At 37.8% G+C, this 21,220-nt stretch carries 18 protein-coding genes; 4 read left to right on the top strand and 14 right to left on the bottom strand.

The features are described from left to right. Complete coding sequence (locus tag ABR854_RS06500) at positions 1-996, bottom strand: lysylphosphatidylglycerol synthase domain-containing protein (RefSeq protein WP_350264569.1); 996 nt, start codon at positions 994-996, stop codon at positions 1-3. A 2-nt stretch (positions 997-998) separates the two neighbouring features. Between ABR854_RS06500 and ruvC the strand changes: the two genes are divergently transcribed. Beyond that, positions 999-1,559 (top strand): crossover junction endodeoxyribonuclease RuvC, encoded by a 561-nt coding sequence (gene ruvC / locus ABR854_RS06505; protein ID WP_350264570.1) that lies wholly within the window; start codon positions 999-1,001, stop codon positions 1,557-1,559. Positions 1,560-1,562: 3 nt separating this feature from the next. Here the strand turns inward: ruvC and ABR854_RS06510 are convergent, their stop codons facing one another. The 13 genes from ABR854_RS06510 to ABR854_RS06570 all read right to left on the bottom strand — a co-directional run bounded on the left by ABR854_RS06510 (position 1,563) and on the right by ABR854_RS06570 (position 18,334). Continuing rightward, entirely contained in the window at positions 1,563-2,753 is a 1,191-nt protein-coding gene (locus ABR854_RS06510; RefSeq protein WP_350264571.1) for an amidohydrolase family protein, read from the bottom strand. Positions 2,754-2,757: 4 nt separating this feature from the next. Next, on the bottom strand, positions 2,758-3,810 hold the full coding sequence (locus ABR854_RS06515) for a hypothetical protein (protein WP_350264572.1): 1,053 nt from the start codon (positions 3,808-3,810) through the stop codon (positions 2,758-2,760). A 147-nt stretch (positions 3,811-3,957) separates the two neighbouring features. Beyond that, positions 3,958-5,094 (bottom strand): bifunctional histidinol-phosphatase/imidazoleglycerol-phosphate dehydratase HisB, encoded by a 1,137-nt coding sequence (hisB, locus tag ABR854_RS06520; RefSeq protein ID WP_350264573.1) that lies wholly within the window; start codon positions 5,092-5,094, stop codon positions 3,958-3,960. A 247-nt stretch (positions 5,095-5,341) separates the two neighbouring features. Then, on the bottom strand, positions 5,342-7,057 hold the full coding sequence (locus ABR854_RS06525; protein ID WP_350264574.1) for a GMC oxidoreductase: 1,716 nt from the start codon (positions 7,055-7,057) through the stop codon (positions 5,342-5,344). Positions 7,058-7,163: 106 nt separating this feature from the next. Further along, positions 7,164-7,685, bottom strand: coding sequence for a gluconate 2-dehydrogenase subunit 3 family protein (locus ABR854_RS06530; RefSeq protein ID WP_350264575.1), 522 nt, complete (start codon positions 7,683-7,685; stop codon positions 7,164-7,166). Between the two features lie 210 nt (positions 7,686-7,895). Beyond that, positions 7,896-8,918, bottom strand: coding sequence for a thiamine-phosphate kinase (thiL, locus tag ABR854_RS06535; RefSeq protein WP_350264576.1), 1,023 nt, complete (start codon positions 8,916-8,918; stop codon positions 7,896-7,898). Between the two features lie 140 nt (positions 8,919-9,058). Next, complete coding sequence (locus ABR854_RS06540; protein ID WP_305952235.1) at positions 9,059-9,496, bottom strand: hypothetical protein; 438 nt, start codon at positions 9,494-9,496, stop codon at positions 9,059-9,061. Between the two features lie 197 nt (positions 9,497-9,693). Next, positions 9,694-12,795 carry an efflux RND transporter permease subunit gene (locus tag ABR854_RS06545; protein ID WP_350264577.1) on the bottom strand — a complete coding sequence of 1,034 codons (3,102 nt, stop codon included), beginning with the start codon at positions 12,793-12,795 and terminating at the stop codon, positions 9,694-9,696. Positions 12,796-12,941: 146 nt separating this feature from the next. Further along, the gene (locus ABR854_RS06550) at positions 12,942-14,021 is read right to left on the bottom strand and encodes an efflux RND transporter periplasmic adaptor subunit (RefSeq protein WP_350264578.1); all 1,080 of its coding nucleotides are present in this window, start codon (positions 14,019-14,021) and stop codon (positions 12,942-12,944) included. A gap of 2 nt (positions 14,022-14,023) precedes the next feature. Next, complete coding sequence (locus ABR854_RS06555) at positions 14,024-15,271, bottom strand: TolC family protein (protein WP_350264579.1); 1,248 nt, start codon at positions 15,269-15,271, stop codon at positions 14,024-14,026. A gap of 79 nt (positions 15,272-15,350) precedes the next feature. After that, positions 15,351-16,718 (bottom strand): HAMP domain-containing sensor histidine kinase, encoded by a 1,368-nt coding sequence (locus ABR854_RS06560; protein ID WP_350264580.1) that lies wholly within the window; start codon positions 16,716-16,718, stop codon positions 15,351-15,353. Beyond that, positions 16,718-17,398 carry a response regulator transcription factor gene (locus ABR854_RS06565; protein ID WP_350264582.1) on the bottom strand — a complete coding sequence of 227 codons (681 nt, stop codon included), beginning with the start codon at positions 17,396-17,398 and terminating at the stop codon, positions 16,718-16,720. The genes ABR854_RS06560 and ABR854_RS06565 overlap by 1 nt, the downstream gene beginning before the upstream one ends. Before the next feature lie 51 nt (positions 17,399-17,449). Further along, positions 17,450-18,334 (bottom strand): AraC family transcriptional regulator, encoded by an 885-nt coding sequence (locus ABR854_RS06570; protein ID WP_350264583.1) that lies wholly within the window; start codon positions 18,332-18,334, stop codon positions 17,450-17,452. A gap of 112 nt (positions 18,335-18,446) precedes the next feature. On the opposite strand from ABR854_RS06570, the gene ABR854_RS06575 reads away from it, so the two are divergent. The 3 genes from ABR854_RS06575 (at position 18,447) to ABR854_RS06585 (ending at position 21,180) form a co-directional block, all read left to right on the top strand. Next, entirely contained in the window at positions 18,447-19,229 is a 783-nt protein-coding gene (locus ABR854_RS06575) for an SDR family NAD(P)-dependent oxidoreductase (protein WP_350264584.1), read from the top strand. A gap of 192 nt (positions 19,230-19,421) precedes the next feature. After that, complete coding sequence (locus tag ABR854_RS06580; RefSeq protein WP_350264585.1) at positions 19,422-20,309, top strand: ROK family protein; 888 nt, start codon at positions 19,422-19,424, stop codon at positions 20,307-20,309. 67 nt (positions 20,310-20,376) lie between these two features. After that, entirely contained in the window at positions 20,377-21,180 is an 804-nt protein-coding gene (locus tag ABR854_RS06585) for a sugar isomerase domain-containing protein (RefSeq protein ID WP_350264586.1), read from the top strand. Positions 21,181-21,220: the final 40 nt, after the last annotated feature.

Genomic DNA, 21,220 nt, shown 5'->3' on the forward strand with positions numbered 1-21,220 from the left:
TTAATTGTTTTTAGATGTGAGTTTAAGTTGTAAAATAAAAACACTTCCGATAAGAATTGGCAGCAAAACATTGACTAACCAAATCATGAAAGTTGCTGAGGAGACAGCGGCAATATTTGCCCCAAAAAAGCTGAAAAAGTAAATCGAAGTTAATTCTCGGATGCTCAAATCTCCCAAGGCGTTGACTACCGAAATCAGTGTTTTGGTTAAGAAAATAATCCCAACGCCAACCAAAAGAACAGAAATAGGCAGGTTCATCTGGAAAACTTTAAACATCAACACAAATTGCAATGAAAAAATAAAATATCGGCTGGTAGCAATCACAAAAAGCGTTTTCAATTCAGTAAGCGTATAATTTTCTAAAATACCCAAATATTTTTTTAGGTATTCAAAGAATTTATTTTTGGATAAAAACGCATTGATATTTGATAAGTTGAAACTTAAAAAAATACCGAAAATCAAACAAATCATTAAAAAAGCAATAATACAAATATGCAAACCCAAAGGACTGGGATTTGTCCAAATTACAAAAATTAGATAAGAAATCGTACCAAAAAGCAGCGAAACGTACATCTGTAAGCTATTTCCGAGTAAAATAGCCCCGATACTTTGTAGGCGTTTATCGGTTTTGAGCATCAGTATTTTTCCTGCATAGTCTCCAATCATCATTGGTGTAGCAGTTGAAAAAGTAAGTCCAATCAAAACGCCTTTATAGGCATCCCAAAAACTGATCTTTTCCACTTTTGAAGCCAATTTTTGCCATTTCCAAGCTTCAAATGCCCAATTGACTGGTGTAAGTGAGATGATAATGACGAGTAAGGGTATGTTTTTCGGTAAACATAGCAAACTAAAACTTTGCTTGACTTCATCGAAATGTTCAATTTTTGATTGAATCAGTTGATACAACAGAAAAACGACTGTTAAAAAAATAACACTTTTTATCCACCACATCACTCGACTTGACGTAAGATTTGAGAATTTTGAGTTAATTTGCATCTATGAATCAAGATAAAATAATATTAGGCGTTGACCCGGGTACACGTGTGATGGGCTACGGAATTATCTCCGTACAAGGAAGTACTTTAACGCTTATTCAATACGGTGTAATAAAACTTGACAAATATACTTCACACGAAATAAAGTTAAAGAAAATATTTGAGCGAATTACGCAGCTAATTGCCGAATACCTACCCGATGAAATGGCCATCGAAGCACCTTTTTATGGTGTAAATGTACAATCAATGCTCAAATTGGGTAGAGCTCAGGGCGTTGCCATAGCCGCAGCTTTAAACAGAGAAGTACCAATTGTAGAATATTTACCCAAGAAAGTAAAGCAATCGGTAACAGGAAACGGAAACGCCACTAAAGAACAAGTGGCGTATATGTTGGAGCATTTATTGAAAACAAAATTAGAAACCCAGTTTTTGGATGCCACCGATGCTTTAGGCGTGGCAGTGTGCCATTATATGCACGGAAAAACGAAGGCTCTGACAGGAAATGGCTCAAAAAAGAAAGGTTGGTCTGCTTTTGTAAGCGAAAATCCTGATAGGATGAAATAAATATTAATAGGGTGGGACATTCCAAATTTTTGAGGTAAGAAATCTTACACTATTTTCATTAGAGATTTGTCCGAAATAAGAACCTAATTCATTTATTGATTTTTGGAAGATAGTTTTTTCATCACCTTTTTCTTCTTGTAAAGTCATAAAAAAATCTGTCCCGTATAGTATTTTGTCTTTTTGCTTTGCTGATAGAGTTGGCAATTCATTGTTAAAAACCGTCCAGAATTTCTTAGTGGCTAAAGCATAGCTGATGTCGGCATATACATTTGGATATTCTTCCATCATATCAAGTACTTTCAAGTGCCACTCAGGAATTATATTTTCGTCTGTTGGTTCTTGGTCGTCAAAACCAAAGTGGGCAAAACATAACTTTAGTGTTTTATATTTTTTTAAAACATCAACATATCTATCTGGATTGCAAGTGTTGTCAAAAAATCTTGCATAATCTTTTAAAGATTCCCATTCTTCTGTAAAGTCATATTTACCTACTGTGGAAATATATTTGATGGTTGGGTCGTTTTGAGCAACTGGTTGTGGATTAAAGCTTTTAGGAGTTACAAACTCCGCAACTGGCTCTCCAACTTTGCCTGTTCCGTAATTTACTCCTCCACGAGAGCAATGTGTTAAAATAGGGATTTCTTTTTCATCGGCATATTTATAAACTAATTCTAAGCGATTATCAAAAGGATAATAGCCCAGCGAAGGATATAGTTTGATTCCCATAAAGCCTTTCTGCTCAATATAGTATTTTACGAAGTTGAGATTTTCGGTTGCAGTGCCCATTCTTGGGTCGATAAAGACAAAAGGTAAGCACCTTGAAGGATACTTGCGTTTTAATAAGAACAAATCATGGAGTTGTTCTTCGTAGGGTATATTAACATTACCAGCTCCCATATTTTCAAAGCCGAGTGGCAAAACCACAAACTTTGTATCAGCAGGATATGCACTTGCTACTTTTTCAAATATTTGTTCTTGACTTGACAAAATTCCAATCTCAATGAAACTCGCATACTTGCCAATACCACCTTTGTTTAATCGTAGAGCATTGATTAATAAAAATGCCATTAACTTATTATCAAGCACAGTATTGATTAGTCGGACTAACCAATTTGGTGCATTTTTGATAAAAGGTTTTACAAATAATTCGGGGGTATATTGGGAGTTGAAGGTATGTATATGGCTGTTAATCATGGCTTTAAGTAGTTTTAGGTTTAATACCAGCTTTTCTCATATTTGTTATTTTATTCATAACGTCAAACCAAAACGGAGCTCCGAAAGATAGAGCTATTCCACTCAGAAGAATGCCCAGTACTTTCATCAAATACCATCCAATTTTTTTATATATATTACTGTCTGAATATTGAATAATTTGACTGTGTTGTTTATTTACAGCAATTGTGTCATGCTCATTTCCCCAACCAATAGGTAAATTATAAAGTCCCACTATTGTATAGATAGAATCAATCTTACTAATTAGTTTATTGGGGTTTTTATTTGCAAGTTCTTCATACTTAGGATTATTAGCAATATAGTTATTGGCATCTTTTACTAAGGTTTCTCTCAATTGTTTATCTACCCAAAGCCGTTTTATTATTACTAAACTATCAAGATTAAATATAACCGCAACTAAAATACCGCCAAATAAAAGCATTTTGCTCAATTTACGTTTATACCAGCCCGAAACCCTATCCATATAACTATTATACCAATTTTGGATATGGCTCTGTAAAAGTTCATATTGTTTTGAACTTCTATCTATCGAAATTGATGTACTGCTTTGTGCAGAAATATTGGCTGACTGATGAATAAAAGTTTCTAAAAATATTTTTAAGTCACTATACTTTAATTGCTGGACTGCATTGGTGAATGCTTCATAAGGATGAACTGTATTATTTGAATGAAAGACGAACTGATTATTACTATCCTGACTTACAGTAGTATTTTGTTGGTCGGCAATTACGATGTCAATTAAGCATTGAGAAAACATCGTATCAGAAATATATGAGGGAAATTCTTCGTTTGATTCTTTCATACTCCTTATCATGGGATGTTCATAAAGCCTGTGGGTAAAATTCTTCTTATTGATACCGTTATCTTGTAAAACTTTAGATAAGGCTTGGTATAGAAATATACCTCGTTGTTTTCTTCGGAAAGTGAGGTATTCGACAAAAAATGAAGTAATAACACTAAAAATAAAATAGATAAATGCTATCGAAAGCACCGTATCTATGACAGGTGAAGAAAACATGGTAGTTTCAGTTTATAAAATAGGCTTGATAAATCTTTGAGGAAATATATGTAAAGAAGAGGAGAAGGAAAAGTAATTTTTATTTAAAGGTACTTGCTTGATAATCAGGCAAGTACCTTTTGTGTAAGTATTAAAAGAAAAATCTTCTTATAGAACCCCCTTCGTACTCGGAAGTGAATTCATTTCATTCAAATTTCTTTTTACGGCCATTTTGATTGACTTGGCAAATGCCTTAAAGATTGCTTCTATTTTATGGTGTTCGTTATCACCTTCACACTTGATATTCAGATTGCATTTTGAAGTATCCGAAAACGATTTGAAGAAATGGTAAAACATTTCGGTTGGCATTTCGCCGATTTTCTCACGCTTAAAACTTGTATCCCAAACCAACCACGGTCTGCCAGAAAAGTCGATTGCAACTTGAGCCAAGGCCTCATCCATGGGTAAAAGGAAACCATAGCGGTTTGTACCTTTTTTATCACCCAAAGCTTTTAAATATGCCTCACCAAGTGCCAAAGCTGTATCTTCTATTGTGTGATGCTCGTCAATATGTAAATCGCCTTCAACAAAAATCTTTAAATCTGCACCTGAATGTTTGGCTACTTGGTCGAGCATGTGGTCATAAAAACCAAGTCCAGTATGAATCTCAGATTTGCCAGTGCCATCAAGATTTAGCTCAATTTTTATTTTAGTTTCCTTAGTGTTTCGCTCAATAAATGCAATTCGTTGTGGAAGCTTCAAAAACTCATAAATTTCATCCCAGTCATTACTGATTAACTTTGTCGCTTCTTTTTGTTCAGGCGTAAAGCCTTCAATCAAGTTATTGGTCAGTCCATCAGTAATAAAAATTGCTTTTGCTCCCAAGTTTACAGCCAATTGCACATCAGTTGCTCTATCTCCAAGTACATAAGAGTTTGCCAAGTCATACTTTTCGGTATCAAAATACTCAGTCAATAAAGCTGTTCCGGGCTTACGAGTTGGCAGATTTTCGTGCGGAAAACTACGGTCGATGTGAATGGCTGAGAAATAGATATTTTCATTTTCCATTGTTTTCAACATCTTGTTATGAGCAGGCCAAAAAGTTTCTTCAGGGAAAGAATCCGTCCCGAGTCCATCTTGGTTCGTAACCATAATGAGCTTATAGTCAGTTTCTTCGGCAATCTTGCGAAGATTAGAAAGTGCTTTCGGAAGAAATTCTAATTTTTCGAGTGAGTCTATCTGAAAATCAGTTTTTGGCTCATCTATAATCGTACCGTCACGGTCTATAAAAAGGAGTTTTTGCATTATCTTAGATTATCTTATAAAAGTTCAAAATTAGGCATGATTTAACTCAAATGCCAAAAAATGACCAATAAGTATATTTTATTGAAAACATCGTATAGATTGTAATTATGATAAATATTATTTAAATAAATAAAATTAAAATATTTATAAATAAAAATAATTCAAAATAAATTGAAAATAATGAAAATTTAAAAATCCGTCAACTCATTTCGAGAAGCCGGATTTTTAAATAATTTAGCGAATCCTGTTAAAGATTTCCTTTTTTCATTTCTTTTACTGCGTAATCAGCTGCACGAGCGGTGAGTGCCATATACGTCAACGATGGATTTTGGGTTGAAGTTGAGGTCATTGATGCTCCGTCGGTTACGAAAACGTTCTTGCAAGCGTGCAAAGCATTCCATTTATTTAACAACGATGTCTTGGCGTCTTTGCCCATTCGGACTCCTCCCATTTCGTGAATATCTAACCCTGGTGTGCGGTTCGAGTCGTTGGTTCTGATATTTTTGAAACCTGCCTTCGTAAACATCTCGCTTAATTGATCGAAATAATCTTTGGTCATTTTTACATCATTATCATCATAATCGACCGAGATTTTTAACTGCGGAATTCCCCACGGATCAACTTGGTTTTTATCCAAAGCTACATAATTACTTTCTTTCGGAATTGTTTCGCCCATCATGTGAGAGCCAACGCTCCAAACATTGTTTAAGTAAGGGTTTAAGATTCCCTTTTTCAATTCTTCTCCCAAACCACTTCTATTATCACGTTCGTAGCGTCCTGCCGAAAACCCTGCAGCATAGCCACGTAAAAAGTCAGTTTCTTGCTTAAATACATTGCGGAAACGTGGAATATAAGGCGAATTTGGGCGACGGCCATCGGTCATACTATCCAAATATCCTTCGTAGTCAGCATTGATGGTAGCACGGTAATTATGGAAAGCCACGTATTTTCCGAGTAAACCACTATCATTACCCAAACCATTCGGAAAACGGCTTGATGTTGAGTTTAATAGAATCAGATTTGAGTTTAAAGCAGCGGCATTGACAAAAATGATTTTTGCATAATACTCAATCATTTCTTTGGTATTGGCATCAATTACTCTTACGCCCGAAGCTTTTCCTTTCTTTTCATCATAAATGATAGAATGAACCACCGAATGAGGGCGAAGTGTCATTTTTCCTGTACGGGCCGCCCACGGTAAAGTAGAAGAATTACTACTGAAGTAGCCACCATACGGACAGCCACGCTCACAAATGGTTCGGTGTTGGCAAGTACCACGACCTTGGTCGAAGTGAATTTGCTTCGGTTGCGTAAGATGAGCCGCCCGCCCCATAATAATGTGGCGGTCTTTATAGTTTTGGGCTACTGATTGACTAAAATGCTTTTCGACGCAATTCATTTCGTGAGGTGGTAGAAACTCACCATCTGGTAAACTCGCCAAACCATCTTTATTTCCCGAAATTCCTGCAAATTTTTCTACATAACTATACCACGGAGCAATATCAGCATAACGAATTGGCCAATCAACGGCAAAGCCATCACGGGCTGGACCTTCAAAGTCAAATTCTGACCAGCGTTGGGTTTGTCTGGCCCACATCAATGATTTTCCACCTGTTTGGTAGCCACGAATCCAGTCGAATGGTTTTTCTTGTACGTAAGGATGCTCGGCATCCTTTACAAAAAACTGCTCAGTTCCTTCATAAAAAGCGTAGCATTTGCTGATAATAGGGTTGGCATCACGCAATTCTTTCGTGAGCTGTCCACGATGTTCAAACTCCCACGGCTGTTTCATGGTAGTTGGATAATCGGTTACGTGCTTTACTTCACGTCCACGCTCCAATACGAGTGTGCGTAATCCTTTACCAGTCAGCTCCTTAGCTGCCCAGCCACCACTAATTCCCGAGCCAATAACGATGGAATCGAAGGTTTGTGCTTTTACTGAATCTATATTTATGTTTGACATTTCTAAGTCTAATTTTGAATGAGTGAATACTTATAAAGTCCACAGTTTTCAGTTGGCAGTCTACGGAAAATTGCATTTGTTCTGCCAATTGACGACTATTAACTGCCTACTTTTTAACAGGTACACAACCGTGATAACGAGCTGGGGCAAATTCAAAAATTCGTAGGTTAGTCATTACGTATTCTGAGTTTAGGTAGCCTTGAATCGTGAGGTTTTTTACTAAACGCACGAAACCTTTTTCGTCTGCATTCTCCGAATTCGACATTTTATTCAAAACTTCGAGTTTTTGTTTGCCATCACATTCAATGAAGGTTTTTGAGAAATCTCTTTTTGCGGCAACATCGACTAAATCAAAACCTTTCGAGAAAGTTTCTTGTGATTTTTTATCGTAACAATCAGCCACCATTTTGATGGTAAATTGATGTACGTTGAGGTCTTTTGCTCCGAGTGTATCGGTTTTAGGAATAATCGTTTCGACGATTTCTGCCAGTAGATATTCTTGCGATGCCGAAATCTTTAAAGAAGTGCTTGCGATGGCTTCTTTGTTCCATGCGTTTGCCCACGAAGGTAGTATAATTGTACCACCAATCGTTAGGGCAATATTTTTTATTGCCGAACGTCTTTGCATTTTGAGTAGGGTTGAATTTTAAACGGATACAAATAAAACAATTTTTTACGAAAAAAAGTATGCTGTATTGATAGCAAGATAAAATTGTGCGAAGTTTAATCACTTATGTGTTAGAAATTACTCGTATTAAGATTGAAACTAAAAACAAAACTCTCGAAAAATATTTAATTTTCGAGAGTTTGAAGCTGGTCGGAAGTACCGTCAGACCTTTTATTGTAGATGATTCCAGCCTTGTGCTTTGATGGCGGCAGTGCCTCCGCTGTTGAGTGCAAGTTGCACGGCTTTATCTTGTGTCATGTAGCCAATTGGTAAAACATCACTCATGTTTTTGATTTTATCAAAATCTGATTGTTTTACAGTAAATAGAAGCTGATAATCTTCACCGCCATTCAATGCTGCCGTTATTGGACTTACATTAAATTCGGTCGCTGTAAGCATTGTAATATCTTCAATCGGAAGTTTATCTTCAAAGACCATTGCACCAACACCCGATTGCGTGCAAATATGCAATAATTCGGAAGCCAGTCCATCAGAAATATCAATCATAGAAGAAGGAACTACACCCAGTTCATTAAGTTCATGAATGATGTCAGTACGTGCTTCTGGTTTCAAAAGTTTACCTACTAAATATTCTTTTTCAGTAAGTTCGGGTTGCATATTTGGGTTGGCCAAGTAAACTTGTTTTTCACGTTCTAAGACTTGTAGCCCGAAATAGGCTGCTCCTAAATCTCCAGTCACACAAAGAATATCGTTTGGTTTTGCTCCGTTCCGATAAGCAATTTTATCTTTATCAACAAAGCCAGTGGCTGTAATCGAAATCACAAAACCTGATGCCGAGGCACTGGTATCGCCACCGATTAAGTCAACGTTATAGCTTTCGCAAGCAAACTTTATGCCTTCATAAAGTTCATCAATGGCTTCTACAGAAATTCTGTTGCTTAGGCCAATTGTTACTGTAATTTGTTTCGCAATACCATTCATGGCCGCAATATCCGATATATTTACGGCTACGGCTTTATAGCCTAAATGACGCAAAGGCGAATATGACAGGTCGAAATGAATTCCTTCAAAAAGAATGTCGGTAGTCACCAACATATATTTATCGCCAACATCAATCACAGCGGCATCATCGCCAATACCTTTGATTGTTTCAGCATTTTTATTCGTAAACTTTGATTTGATTCGGTCAATTAAGCCAAATTCTCCGAGTGTATTTAATTCTGTTCTTTCCATGATGCAAAATTGAGGAAGATTTTAGAATTTATTTAGCAAAAACTCTAAAAACTTGTGATAATGAACTTTTTCTCTTGAACTAAGTTCCACAAAAAAAGGTGAACTTTTCAGCCCACCTTCTTAAAATATTTTTATGTGTTTTATTGAGTAACCAAATTATAGTTATTAATTGTTCCACCTGTTTTTTGGCTGGGAGTTGTACGAGTAATATCCAATGCTGTATCAGTTACAGAATTGATAGTAAACTCAATAGTGCCGCCTGTGCCGGTTGGAACTGGCGTAAGATTTTTCAACACTAATTTAGTGTCGCCAACTAATTCATATTGGCCTGTGAATGTATTGCCGTCTGCTTCTTTTAAAGTCGCTGATGGTGCGATGAGTAGATCAAGCGTAAATGACGAATAACCTGGTTTTGTGTTGGATGCAGCACCTTTTGTATAAACTGTTGCACTTCCTTCTTTCACTATGTTGGCTGTCCAAGTTTTCTTGATTTTTTCAGAAACAGGCACAACTTTTTCTTTACAAGAAGAAATAGCAAGAGAAACTAAAGATACAAATAGAATGGCAATCTTTTTCATGCGAATATGGTTGTTTAATAGCTTTATTGACAATGTTAAGACACTTTTTTAGCAAATATGGTTTAAATATAGAAGAAAAAAAAATGTCGCATGCAAGAATGACGTTTTTTTTATTGAAAACGTTGTAAATGGTTTCAATATTTTAGTTGAATAATAAAAAAGCTCCAAATCATTTAAGATTGGGAGCTTCATAAGCACTATTCGATTATTTGTTTCTTACTTCGATTAAATACCCAGAAAATAATTGGGAAGACCAGTAATGTAAGAACTGTTGCTGTAACGAGTCCACCAATGATAACAATCGCCAGTGGTTTCTGAGATTCGGACCCAATACCTGTGCTGATTGCGGCAGGCAAAAGCCCGATTGATGCCATAAGGGCAGTCATAACAACTGGTCGGGTTCTGACTTTGACTGCTTCTAAGATAGCAATATTGAGTGCCATTTTTGCCTTGATATTCTTATGAAATTCTGAAATCAGAATAACTCCATTTTGAATACAGATACCAAATAAGGCAATAAAACCAACACCTCCCGAAATACCAAAATTGATACCCGTAACATGCAAAGCAATAATACCTCCGATAATGGCAAAAGGCACATTAGCTAACACTAAAAGCGAGTCTTTTACATTACCAAACATGATAAAAAGCAGCACAAAAATACCAACCAAACTGATAGGCACCATTTCGCCGAGACGTTTGGTTGCTCTCACTTGGTTTTCAAACTCGCCCGTCCAGCCGATTGAGTAACCCGTTGGTAGTTTGACAGTTTTTTCGACATTTTTCTGTGCATCGGCAATGGTACTTCCTAAGTCACGGTCACGAACTGAGAATTTTACGCCTATGAAACGCTTGTTATTATCTCGATAAATGAAGGCTGGACCAGTGATTTTCTGAACGGTGGCTATCTCTTTGAGCGGAATCTTGATACCTTGAATCGTCGGGACTTTTAGATTTTTCATGTCTTCTTCATCTTTACGATAATTTTTTAGGTAACGAACCCGCACGTCGAATTTCTTTTCACCCTCAAATTTTTGGGTAGCGGTTTTTCCACCAAAAGCCATTTCGAGTACTGCTTGAGCATCGGCAAGCGTAACACCGTAGGCGGCCATGCGTTCACGGTCGAGGATTACACTGATTTCGGGTTGACCTACGTTTCGGAGGATACCAACATCTTTTATGCCTTCCACTTTTTCGATTTGCTTGATAACTTGGTTGGCTATTTTATCCAATTCGTTGAGATCATCACCAAAAATCTTTACAGCGTTTGAGGCATTGATACCTGCTACGCTTTCAGCCACGTTATCAATGATTGGTTGCGAATAATTATAGCCAATTCCTTGATATTTTGAGAGTGAATCGTCCATCTGACGAACCAAATCATCCATGGTGATTTTTCTTTTCCAGTCGTCTTTGTGTTTGAGATTTACTTGCATCTGCACGTAATAAAAACCACTTGGGTCAGTACCGTCATTGCTTCGACCAACTTGCGAAAGCACACCATTAACTTCGGGAAATTTACGAAGTTCGTTGCGTAGAATAGCCGTTTTCTGCACAGTTTCGGGCAAGCTCTGACTCATCGGAAATTTTGCTTCTACCCACAATGCACCTTCGTTGAGTTGAGGCAAAAACTCTGTTCCGAGAAATGTGGCCGAGAAAAAAGTAAGCGACATAAATGCCAATGAAACCAAAAGCGTAATTTTTTTGTGAGCGAAAGTCCAAATGAGTCCTTTTTCTACGATTCTATTCCAAAAATTAACAAAAGGATTGTTTTTCTCTTTGACGTTTTTATTCAAGAAAATATGTGAAAGCACTGGCACTAAAGTAAGCGTAAACAATAACGCTCCCAACAAGGCAAAACCCAGTGTGTAGGCCAAAGGCGAAAACATCTTTCCTTCCACTTTTTGAAAGGCAAAAATGGGCATTAAGGCCGTAATGATGATTAGTTTTGAGAAGAAAATGGCTTTTCCGAGTTCAGTTCCTGTCTTTTTTATGACACTCCCGATGGCCAATTTATTATATGCCGCCATGCCTTTTTTATGGGCAATGTGGTCGAGGGTTACGAAAATTCCTTCGACCATAACGACGGCACCATCTATGATAATTCCGAAGTCAACCGCCCCCAACGAGAGTAAATTGGCACTCATGCCTTTGAGTTTGAGGCACAAAAAAGCAAATAAGAGCGAGAGCGGAATAATGATAGAAACCGTGACGGTAGTCCGCCAATCGGCCATGAACAAAAATACGATGACGGTAACGAACAAAATACCTTCAAACATATTGTGCATTACGGTTGTGGTGGTGTAGTTCATGAGGTTGTCTCGGTCGTAGAATGTTTCCATTTTTACATCCGAAGGCAGTATTCGCTCATTCAATTCTGTGATTTTGGCTTTTACACGTTCAAGAACTTCCTTTGGATTTTCTCCTTTACGCATCACCACGATTCCCTCTACTACATCATCATTATCATTTAAGCCAACTTGGCCTACTCGTGGCATGGCTGCTTCATGAACATCGGCCAGATTTTTGACCAAAATTGGGTTTCCGCCTGCATCATCGACAATGATATTTTCGATGTCTTGTATCGAACTTAGCAAACCGATACCACGCACCACATAAGCTTGTTTGTTTTTTTCGATAATGTCGCCACCGACATTCAAATTACCTTTATTGACGGCCTCATAAACTTGCAGCGGCGTAATATCATATTTCGATAAGCGATTCGGGTCAACGCTTATTTCGTAGGTTTTTTCTTGTCCACCGAAGGCTACTAAATCAGCTACGCCCGCTACCGAACGAAGTTGGCGGTCAATTACCCAGTTTTGAATCGTGAGCAAGTCTCTCGAATCACGTGATTTACTTTTGAGTGTATATCTGAAAATCTCACCAGTTGGTCCGTAAGGTGGCTGAACATCGGGTTCGACACCATCGGGAAGCGAGACATTTCGGAGAAGGTTATTTACTTGTTGACGGGCGAAAAAATCTTCTACATCGTCATCAAAAATGATTTTAATGACTGATAAACCAAACATGGTGATGCTTCGGACACTCGATTTTTTCTGTACCGAATTCATCGAGATTTCGATTGGGGTGGTCACAAAACGCTCAATTTCTTCGGCACTTCGTCCGTTCCATTCGGTCACGATGATAATCTGCGTATTGGTTACATCGGGAAATGCCTCAATGGGCATATTTTTGAACGAAATAAAGCCTGAAATAACCAAAATGCCCACCCAAAAGAAGGTAAAAGGCTTGTTTTTGAGCGAAAAGGCTATGATATTTTTAATGAATTTGTTCATATCTTTTTTGATGGATAATTGATACGGAGTCACCGTGCGATGAAGAATTGAAAACGGCTTAGGTTTTATCAATTTTCATTGACAATGTTATTGGCTTTTTGATAGCTTAGTGAGTTGATAATCAATTTATTAGCTCTTAACTGATATCAATCATTGAGTTCGTCATAAATCAAAAGTTGATTGTTGGTCATTACTTTTTCGCCTTCTTTTAACCCTGATAAAATATAAGTTATATTGCCTACTTGTCGGAAAACCTCCACTTGGCGGGTTTCGATATTATTGCGGTCTTTAAAAATCATTACGTAGTTTTTGCTTTTATCAAAAATGACCGATTCAGACGGAATCGCCAGCATTTGTTGGCCTTCGGTATAAGATAATTTGATGTTGGCACGCATTTCGGGTTTTAGTAAGTAATCGGCGTTTTTGAGTTTGATTCTCACTTTCATGGCTTTGGTTTCGGGGTCGATGATATTGAAGATTTTATCGACTTTACCATTAAAAACTTTATCAGGATAACTCAGCGTCGTAACGGCGGCATCAATGCCCAACTTCACTTGGTTAATGTCACTTTCGTTGACATTGGCAATGGCCCAAACATCATCAATTTCGGCAATATCAAAGATATTATCGGTGCGGTCATTGCGGAGGAGCATATCTTGGTTGATGTTTTTCTGAATCACAAAGCCACTTAGTGGAGAGCGTACTTCATAGACAGCTCCTTGTTTGATATTATAAATGTTGTAAGTCTCTTCGATTCGGTGGAGTTGCGATTTTGCCTTGTCGAGTTGGCTGCGGGCTTCAATTACGTCTCGTTCGGCCGTGAGTTTTCCTTCAAAGAGTTCTTGAGCAACTTTTAGATTATTTTTAGATACCAATAAATCATTGCGGGCATCGTCTAATTCTTTTTCAAAACCTGCCACTTCCGTACTACGAATAGTTGCCAGTAGTTGTCCCTTTTTTACATAATCACCGAGTTCGACGAAGACCTTTGTTACGTTTCCGCCTACTACTGGATACACCTCAATCATTTTGTTATTATCAGCCGTTATTTTTCCGTAGAAATTAAGCTCATTGCGTAGGTTTTGCATCGCAACGTCTTGTGTTTTTGTTGTTTCGAGCATTTTATTACTCAATACAAATGTTGTTTGGGTTTCTACCTTCCTTGGGGTTTTATCACAGGCAGCAAGTCCACAAATAATGAAGGTTAGCAATAATATATTTTTCATTGTTAGAATAAATTTACGTTTACGATATGATTGATGTTTTCGCCCGAAAGAATGACTTGTTTACGCATTTCGATAAGCAAAAGAGTACTTTGATTGTAGCTTTCCATGAAGTCGGTGAATTCGAGTAAAGAGATATTTTGCTTCTGGAAATTCTGTAAAATACCTTTATAAACAGCCTCAAGGTTTTCAGAACCCGAAGCAGTGATTTGGGTATATTGTAGGCGTTGTTGCTGCCAAGTTTGCGTAGCATTGGCAATTTGACTTCGTAGCTCAACTATCTTTTGGTCTTGCAATCGTTTCGATTTGTCGAGTTCGGCCTCGGCAATTTTGATATTTCCTTTGTTTCGATTCCATAAATTGAGCGGAATACCGAACGTAAAATTTACTTGATTGCCAAATGCTCCGCCACGTTGGTCGTAAGATGCACCGACAGTAAGGTCAGGTTTGGCGAGCGATTTTTGCCATTTTATCATCAATTCGTTGCTTTCGATGATTTTCAGAAAACTCAAATAGTCGGGGTTTTTCTCCAATGCCATGTTGAGCAAGGCTTCCGTAACGGGCAAATTATTTTTGGTGAAATAACTATTAAGAGCTTGCTCTTCAACAATGGGAATGATGTTTTCTTGGCTCGAAGTCAGAATCTTGAGCGATTCTTGCTCGTCGTTGATTTCTTTCTGAGCAATCATATAATCATTTTTTAGTTCAAATGACAACGATTGCAGACGTACAACATCACGCAATGGCCAGTTTCCTCGTTGAGCCTGAACGGCGTAACTTTTGACGAGGGTATCGACACTGGCAATTTGCTTATTGATGTTTGTGATTTTTAGTTGATTAAAATAGATGCTGTAAAAGCTCTGATGCAGCTCGAAACGCAGATTTTTGAGTAATTGCTCAAATTGTAGTTCGGCAATTCCGATGGTTGATTTGGCAAATTCTACTTCGTTTTGCTTCTTTTTGCCTAAATACAAAAGTTGTTGTACGGCAATGGCTTTTTGGCCTTTAGCCCCAATATCCAGTACACGTTTGTTTTGAGGATTTATGGCATTGATTTCGCCCGAAGCAACTGGTAAGTCCCAGATTTTGGCTTGAATCACGCTGGCTTTGGCAATATCGAGGTTGTATTGCTCGGCCAAGAGCAGCAAATTGTTTTTCACAAATTTATCTTCGCATTGTTGCAGCGAAAGGTTTTGTTGTGAAAAAACAGTTTGAGTAGCTATTAGAAATAAAAAGGTTAGCTTTTTTAACATTACACGTTCATTTTGTTTACGAGTTGCAAAGCTCTGACGTGCAAATTAAAAACACCTTTAAGGCTACCTTAAATATAGCTTAATTAGAAAAAATAATTACAAATTGATTAAGATTGGGCTGTGTACTACGGTAATTGATACTGGCCGAATGATAGTCGAGGATACGTCTTGAGAGCCTTAAACCCAAGCCCGAACCATTGATTTGATTGGAGTTTTGGCCACGCATAAAAGGCTGAAATAGCTTTTCTTGGTCAGTTTTACTCAAAGTTTCGCCTTCGTTACTGACTATAATTGTGAGTTGATGCGTGGTATTTTGTTCGATAAGCACATGAGCCGCTGGGCGAGACGAATATAAACAGGCATTTTTGAAGAGATTGTTGAAAACAATTTCGAGTAATGATTTTACACCCAAAAACTCCATCGAAAGTTCAATTTCGGGGTTATCAATGATTTCAAAATTAAGGTCGAATTGAGGATTGAATTTTTTGACCTTTTCATTAGCCGAAAATATCACTTCGTCAATTCGTACTTTTTCAAAGCGTTTTTGGGCATCTTCTTTATTGATTTTTGAAAGCAAAAGTAGCGAATTGACCAAATCGGAAAGTTGATGCACATAATCGTTGATACTTTTTAATGACGAAACTGTTTCGGGTGAATGTTCAGGGTTTAACAGTAAATTTTGTACTTTAAAAGTTATGCGAGACAAAGGTGTACGAATTTCGTGCGAAGCATTAGCCGTAAATTCTCGTTGACTTTGAAAAGCACTTTCGATGCGAGCCAACATAATATTGAAGGCTTTGGTAAGCAAATTAATTTCGTCGTTGTGTTTGGTTTCTTGAAGCTGAATATCAAGCTGATTGGCCGAAATTTTTGTGATTTGTTGTTGAAAAACATCAAGCGGTTTTAGAAGACGTTTAATAAAAAAGTATGTCGAAACCCAAACTAAACCGACTCCTGCTACAAAAGTGATTGCAAGCGTAAAAAGGAGAAATTCGAGTTTTGTTTTGCCGTATTTATCTTCGGCCGAAACCAACACATAATAATCTGTTTTCTCAAAATCGTAGTAAACACCAAAGACTTCTTTCTCTTTTTCGCTTCTGAAAAAGGTTTTTTCTTTCTTTAATTTCTTGAGGTCATTGGTATTCCAAGTGATGGTGGCATCATCAATACTGCTGTAAATGAGCTTGAAATTTTGGTCGAAAACGAGCGTTTTTTCGTTGTATAATTTATTGATTGTGTTACGGTCGATAACTTTAAGTACCTGATTATCAACTTCTTTTACCTCAACCAAAAGTTTTGCGGTGGTAAGAGCTTTTTCTTCGAGACGCTGCTCAAATTCTTCTTTTCGGAATGATGCAAACGAAAAAAAGATGATAAATGCCGCCAACCCAAATAAAACTGAGAAGGCCACTGCGATACTGATAGCGATGCGTCGTTTGAGGGTCATTAGTCTTCGATTTTTAGATAATAACCAAATCCTGGGCGAGTATGGATGAGTTTGGTGGGATGGTTTCGGTCGATTTTTTTGCGTAAAAAATTGATATAAACCTCAATCGTATTCATATTCGAGTCGAAATGAATGTCCCAAATCTGCTCAGCAATACTTTGTTTCGATAAAACTCGTCCTTTTGCTTTTGCCAGTGTCAGAAGCAGTTGATATTCTTTTGGCGTAAGGTCAATTAGCTCGTTTTTTCTATACACTTTCATTTCGGTAGTATTGATTTCGAGGTCATCAATGACCATTACGCTGTCGGCATCTTGGGGCGTATTGCTTCGGCGTAGGAGTGAAGTGATACGCAAAAAAAGCTCTTCAAAGTGAAAGGGTTTTACCAGATAATCATCAGCTCCGAGTCCGAAAGCATCGGATTTATCTTGAATATCGCCGTAGGCCGTAAGCATGATAATTGGCGTAAGTTTGTTCGATTCTCGAACTTGCCTACAAACATCTAAACCATTGATTCTCGGCACATTAATATCCAACAAAAAAATATCGTAGTCGTTTTTTTTGATTTGGCGAAAAAATAATTCTCCATCAAAAACGGTATCACACTCAATTTTTTTTAACAATAAAAAACGTTGTATTTCTCTCGACAAATCGGGGTCGTCCTCTAAGAGCAGTGCAGTCATTGGTTTGATTAATTTGATGCGAAGATACTTATTTTAATCAAGAATTAATAACTAAGCAAGTATCTGAAATTGCTTTTGGTGTAGTACAAATTGGCGGTAAGTTTTAGGATTATTATTAGTATATTTTCTGAATTGTCGATTAAAATTTGATAAATTTTTGAAGCCCGACTCGTAGCATATTTCCAAGATATTGAGGTCATTTTCGGCTAATAATTTACAAGCATATTCGATACGAATTTCGTTCACAAACTCAACAAATGTTTTTTGTGTGCGAAGCTTGAAATACCGACAAAAAGCAGCTTCCGAAAAACGGGTTTTATTGGCTATTTCGCTCAGATTAATGTCATTTTTGAAGTTTTTTAGTACATAATCAAAGACTTCGTTCATGCGTTCGGAATCTTTTTTACTGATACCCACAATGGCGTTTTCTGATATAAATCTAAATTCTTTCGAGCAAGACATTAGGTGTAAGATTTCTATCAAACCCAACATTCGGGCAACCTTATCGGCTTTTATTAGATTTTGTATTTTTTCTTGAATCCTCGACCTCGTTTCTCCATAAAATTCGATACCCAGCTTAGCTGTTTCGAGGAAACGTTTTACTTCGGTCATTTCGGCTAATTCAAAAAAATCTTTCCCGAAACAATCATCTAAGAAATGAATGACAATCGAGGCAGGTTTTTGATGCTGATAGCAAGCATCATCGGCACGATACCAATGGGGTAAATTACTGCCCAAAATTGCCAAATCGCCTTCGGCATAGTCAGAAACGTGATTTCCAATAAATTTTTTTCCGAAACCACCATCACAAAGCACAATTTCAATTTCTTGATGATAATGCCACGGAGTCTCGAAATACGGACTTTCAAAGCGGTCAATCAGAAACGATGAGCCGAAAGTAAGCGGTAGTTTTTGTAAAAGTGGTTTTTTGAGCATAAAATCAAAATAGTATCGTAAAAATAACTTTTTCGAGTGGAATCTATAATTATTCTATTAGTTATTTGTATAATAATAATTTAAACTGTTTTTAATAATACTTTATTTGCAAATGCTGAAAGGTAAATCAATCGTAATCATTGGCGGAACAACTGGCTTGGGGTTTTCGGCAGCGAAAGCATTTGTGCGTGAAGGAGCAAGAGTTGTGGCTGTTGGTCGTAAGCCCGAAAGCTGTTTATCGGTCGAATTAGTTTTGGGTGAAAATGGCCGAGCAATGTCCGCTGATGCTACCAACGAAAATACCGCAAAAAATGCTATTGAATTGTGTATCAGTGAGTTTGGTAGTTTTGATGGCCTCTATCATGTAGCAGGTGGAAGCGGACGTAAATTCGGTGATGGGCCACTGCACGAACTTACACTTGAGGGCTGGAATAAAACTTTTGAGCTTAACCTTACAAGTTTGATGCTCTCGAACCAAGCAGCAGTACAGAAGTTTTTGGAGCTGGGAAAAGGTGGTACAATTCTGAATATGGGTTCGGTTTTGGGTTTTTCGCCTTCTCCAAAATATTTTGTTACGCACGCCTATGCCGCAGCAAAATCGGCAGTTGTGGGTTTTACGAAGTCTTTGGCGGCTTATTATGCCTCCGAAAACATCAGAATCAACCTTTTAGCACCTGCTTTGGTCGAAACCCCGATGTCGGAGCGAGCCAGTAAAGACGAAACCATCATGAATTTTGTAAAAACCAAACAACCGCTCGATGGTGGTAGAAATGGCCGTCCCGAAGACCTTGATGGTGCTGCCGTATTTTTCATGTCGGATGCTTCAAAATTTGCCACTGGCCAAACGCTCTACGTCGATGGTGGTTGGGAAGTTTCGGAAGGACAATATTTTTAATTTAATTAAGAATGTAGAACTGAGAATTAAGAATGATGGTCAAAACATTCATTTCGCTTGATTTTACGACCACGAAGTGGTCAAACTTGAATAGCCCTAAATGAAATTTGGGGCCTAAAAGGAGCAATTTAGTCACGACCCTAAATGGGTCAAACTTAATAAAAACTTTTTTAAAGAATCAATAATTCCATAATGAAAGTAGCAATCGGTATCGACCTTGGTGGCACAAATGTAAAAGGGATTTTGATGCGTGAAGATGGAGAAATCTTGAAGCAGCATTATATTCCTACGAAGGACGATGCCGAAGGAAAATGGCGAGAAAATGTACTCGAAATGGTTAATTTTTTGAAAGATTTTCACCAACAACCAATCGACCTTATCGGACTTTCAGCACCTGGCTTAGCCAATGCCGATAATAAATGTATTGCCCATTTACCCAATCGTTTATTTGGCTTAGAAAACTTTATTTGGGAAGAATATTTCGGTACAAAAACACTTGTTTTGAACGATGCTCATGCCGCACTTATGGCTGAAGCCAAGTTTGGAATCATGCAAGGTTATAAACACGCAATTTTGCTCACACTCGGCACGGGCGTGGGCGGAGGAATTATGATAAACGGGCAACTTTATCAAGGTTTGAGCCAAATGGCTGGGCATCTGGGGCATATTTCGCTCAACGCCAACGATGATGAACGAAGCATTTTGGGAATGTCAGGAAGTTTAGAATATGCCATCGGTAATTGTTCGATTGAGCGGCGTTCGATGGGGCGTTTTCAGTCAACGCATGAGTTAGTGAAGGCTTACTTAAATAACGATTCGTTTGCTACGTGGCTTTGGCTTGATTCGGTCAGAAAACTTTCGATAGCCGTTACATCCTTAATCAATGCTCTTTCGCCAGAAATCATCGTTTTGGCAGGCGGAATTACCACTGCTGGTGATGCTCTATTTAAACCTTTGAATGAATTTATCGAGCTTTTTGAATTTCGCCCAAAAGACAAAACAACATTAATTAAACACGCAAAATTTGCCGATTTATCAGGAGCAATCGGTGCGGCCGCATTTGTGTTTGATAGAAATTAAATGTGTAATAGTTGTTGTAGAGACGTTGCACTGCAACGTCTTTGCGGAGAACATAAAAATAATAACAATGTCTTATACAAGTCAATATTTAAAAAAATGTCAAGGTTTAATCGAAACCGTTGCTGCTCAAGAAACACAAATTCTGCAAGCTGCAAAATTGTTTTCGGAGTCGATTTTGGCAGGAAGAATGGTACACGTTTTTGGTAGCGGACATAGCCGAATTATGGTCGAGGAAATGTGGCCACGTTATGGTTCGTTTCCAGGCTTTAACCCAATTGTGGAATTATCGTTGACATTTCATAATTTGGTAGTAGGAGCAAATGGTCAACGCCAAGCAATGTTTTTGGAGAATGTCACAGGCTTTGCTGCTCAGGTTTTAAGAAATTTCGACCTTTCGGAAGTCGATACAGCTTTGGTGATTTCCTCATCAGGTTGTAATGTCGTACCGATTGAAATGGCAGAGATTTTTCAGAAAAAAGGCATAAAGACCGTCGGAATTATTTCAAAACAACATTCTGAAGCCAGTACAAGCAAAAAACAAGATGGAAGAAAACTCCAAGATTTCTGTGAAATAGTGCTTGATTCGGGAGCACCCGTAGGCGATGCCATGATTTATGTCGATGGTTTAGAAACACCAGTTTCACCAGGCTCAACGGTTGGTTCGTGTATGATTATCAATAGTATAAAAGCTGAGTTGGCTAATATACTTACACAAGCAGAACATCCACCAAAAGTGCTTACGGCAGGGGCAGTAATCGGAGCAGAAAAAGCCACCGAAATTTTCCAAGCTGCTTACGACGAACACGCCCACCGAATCTCGAAAATGTATCAAAAAGTAGGCATCGAAAGCTATGTTTCTAAAGAAAAATAAACCTTGCTGACTTACAGTCGGCAATACCAAAAATATTCCT

It is taken from the genome of Emticicia sp. W12TSBA100-4 (assembly GCF_040253585.1).
Taxonomy (GTDB): Bacteria; Bacteroidota; Bacteroidia; order Cytophagales; family Spirosomataceae; genus Emticicia.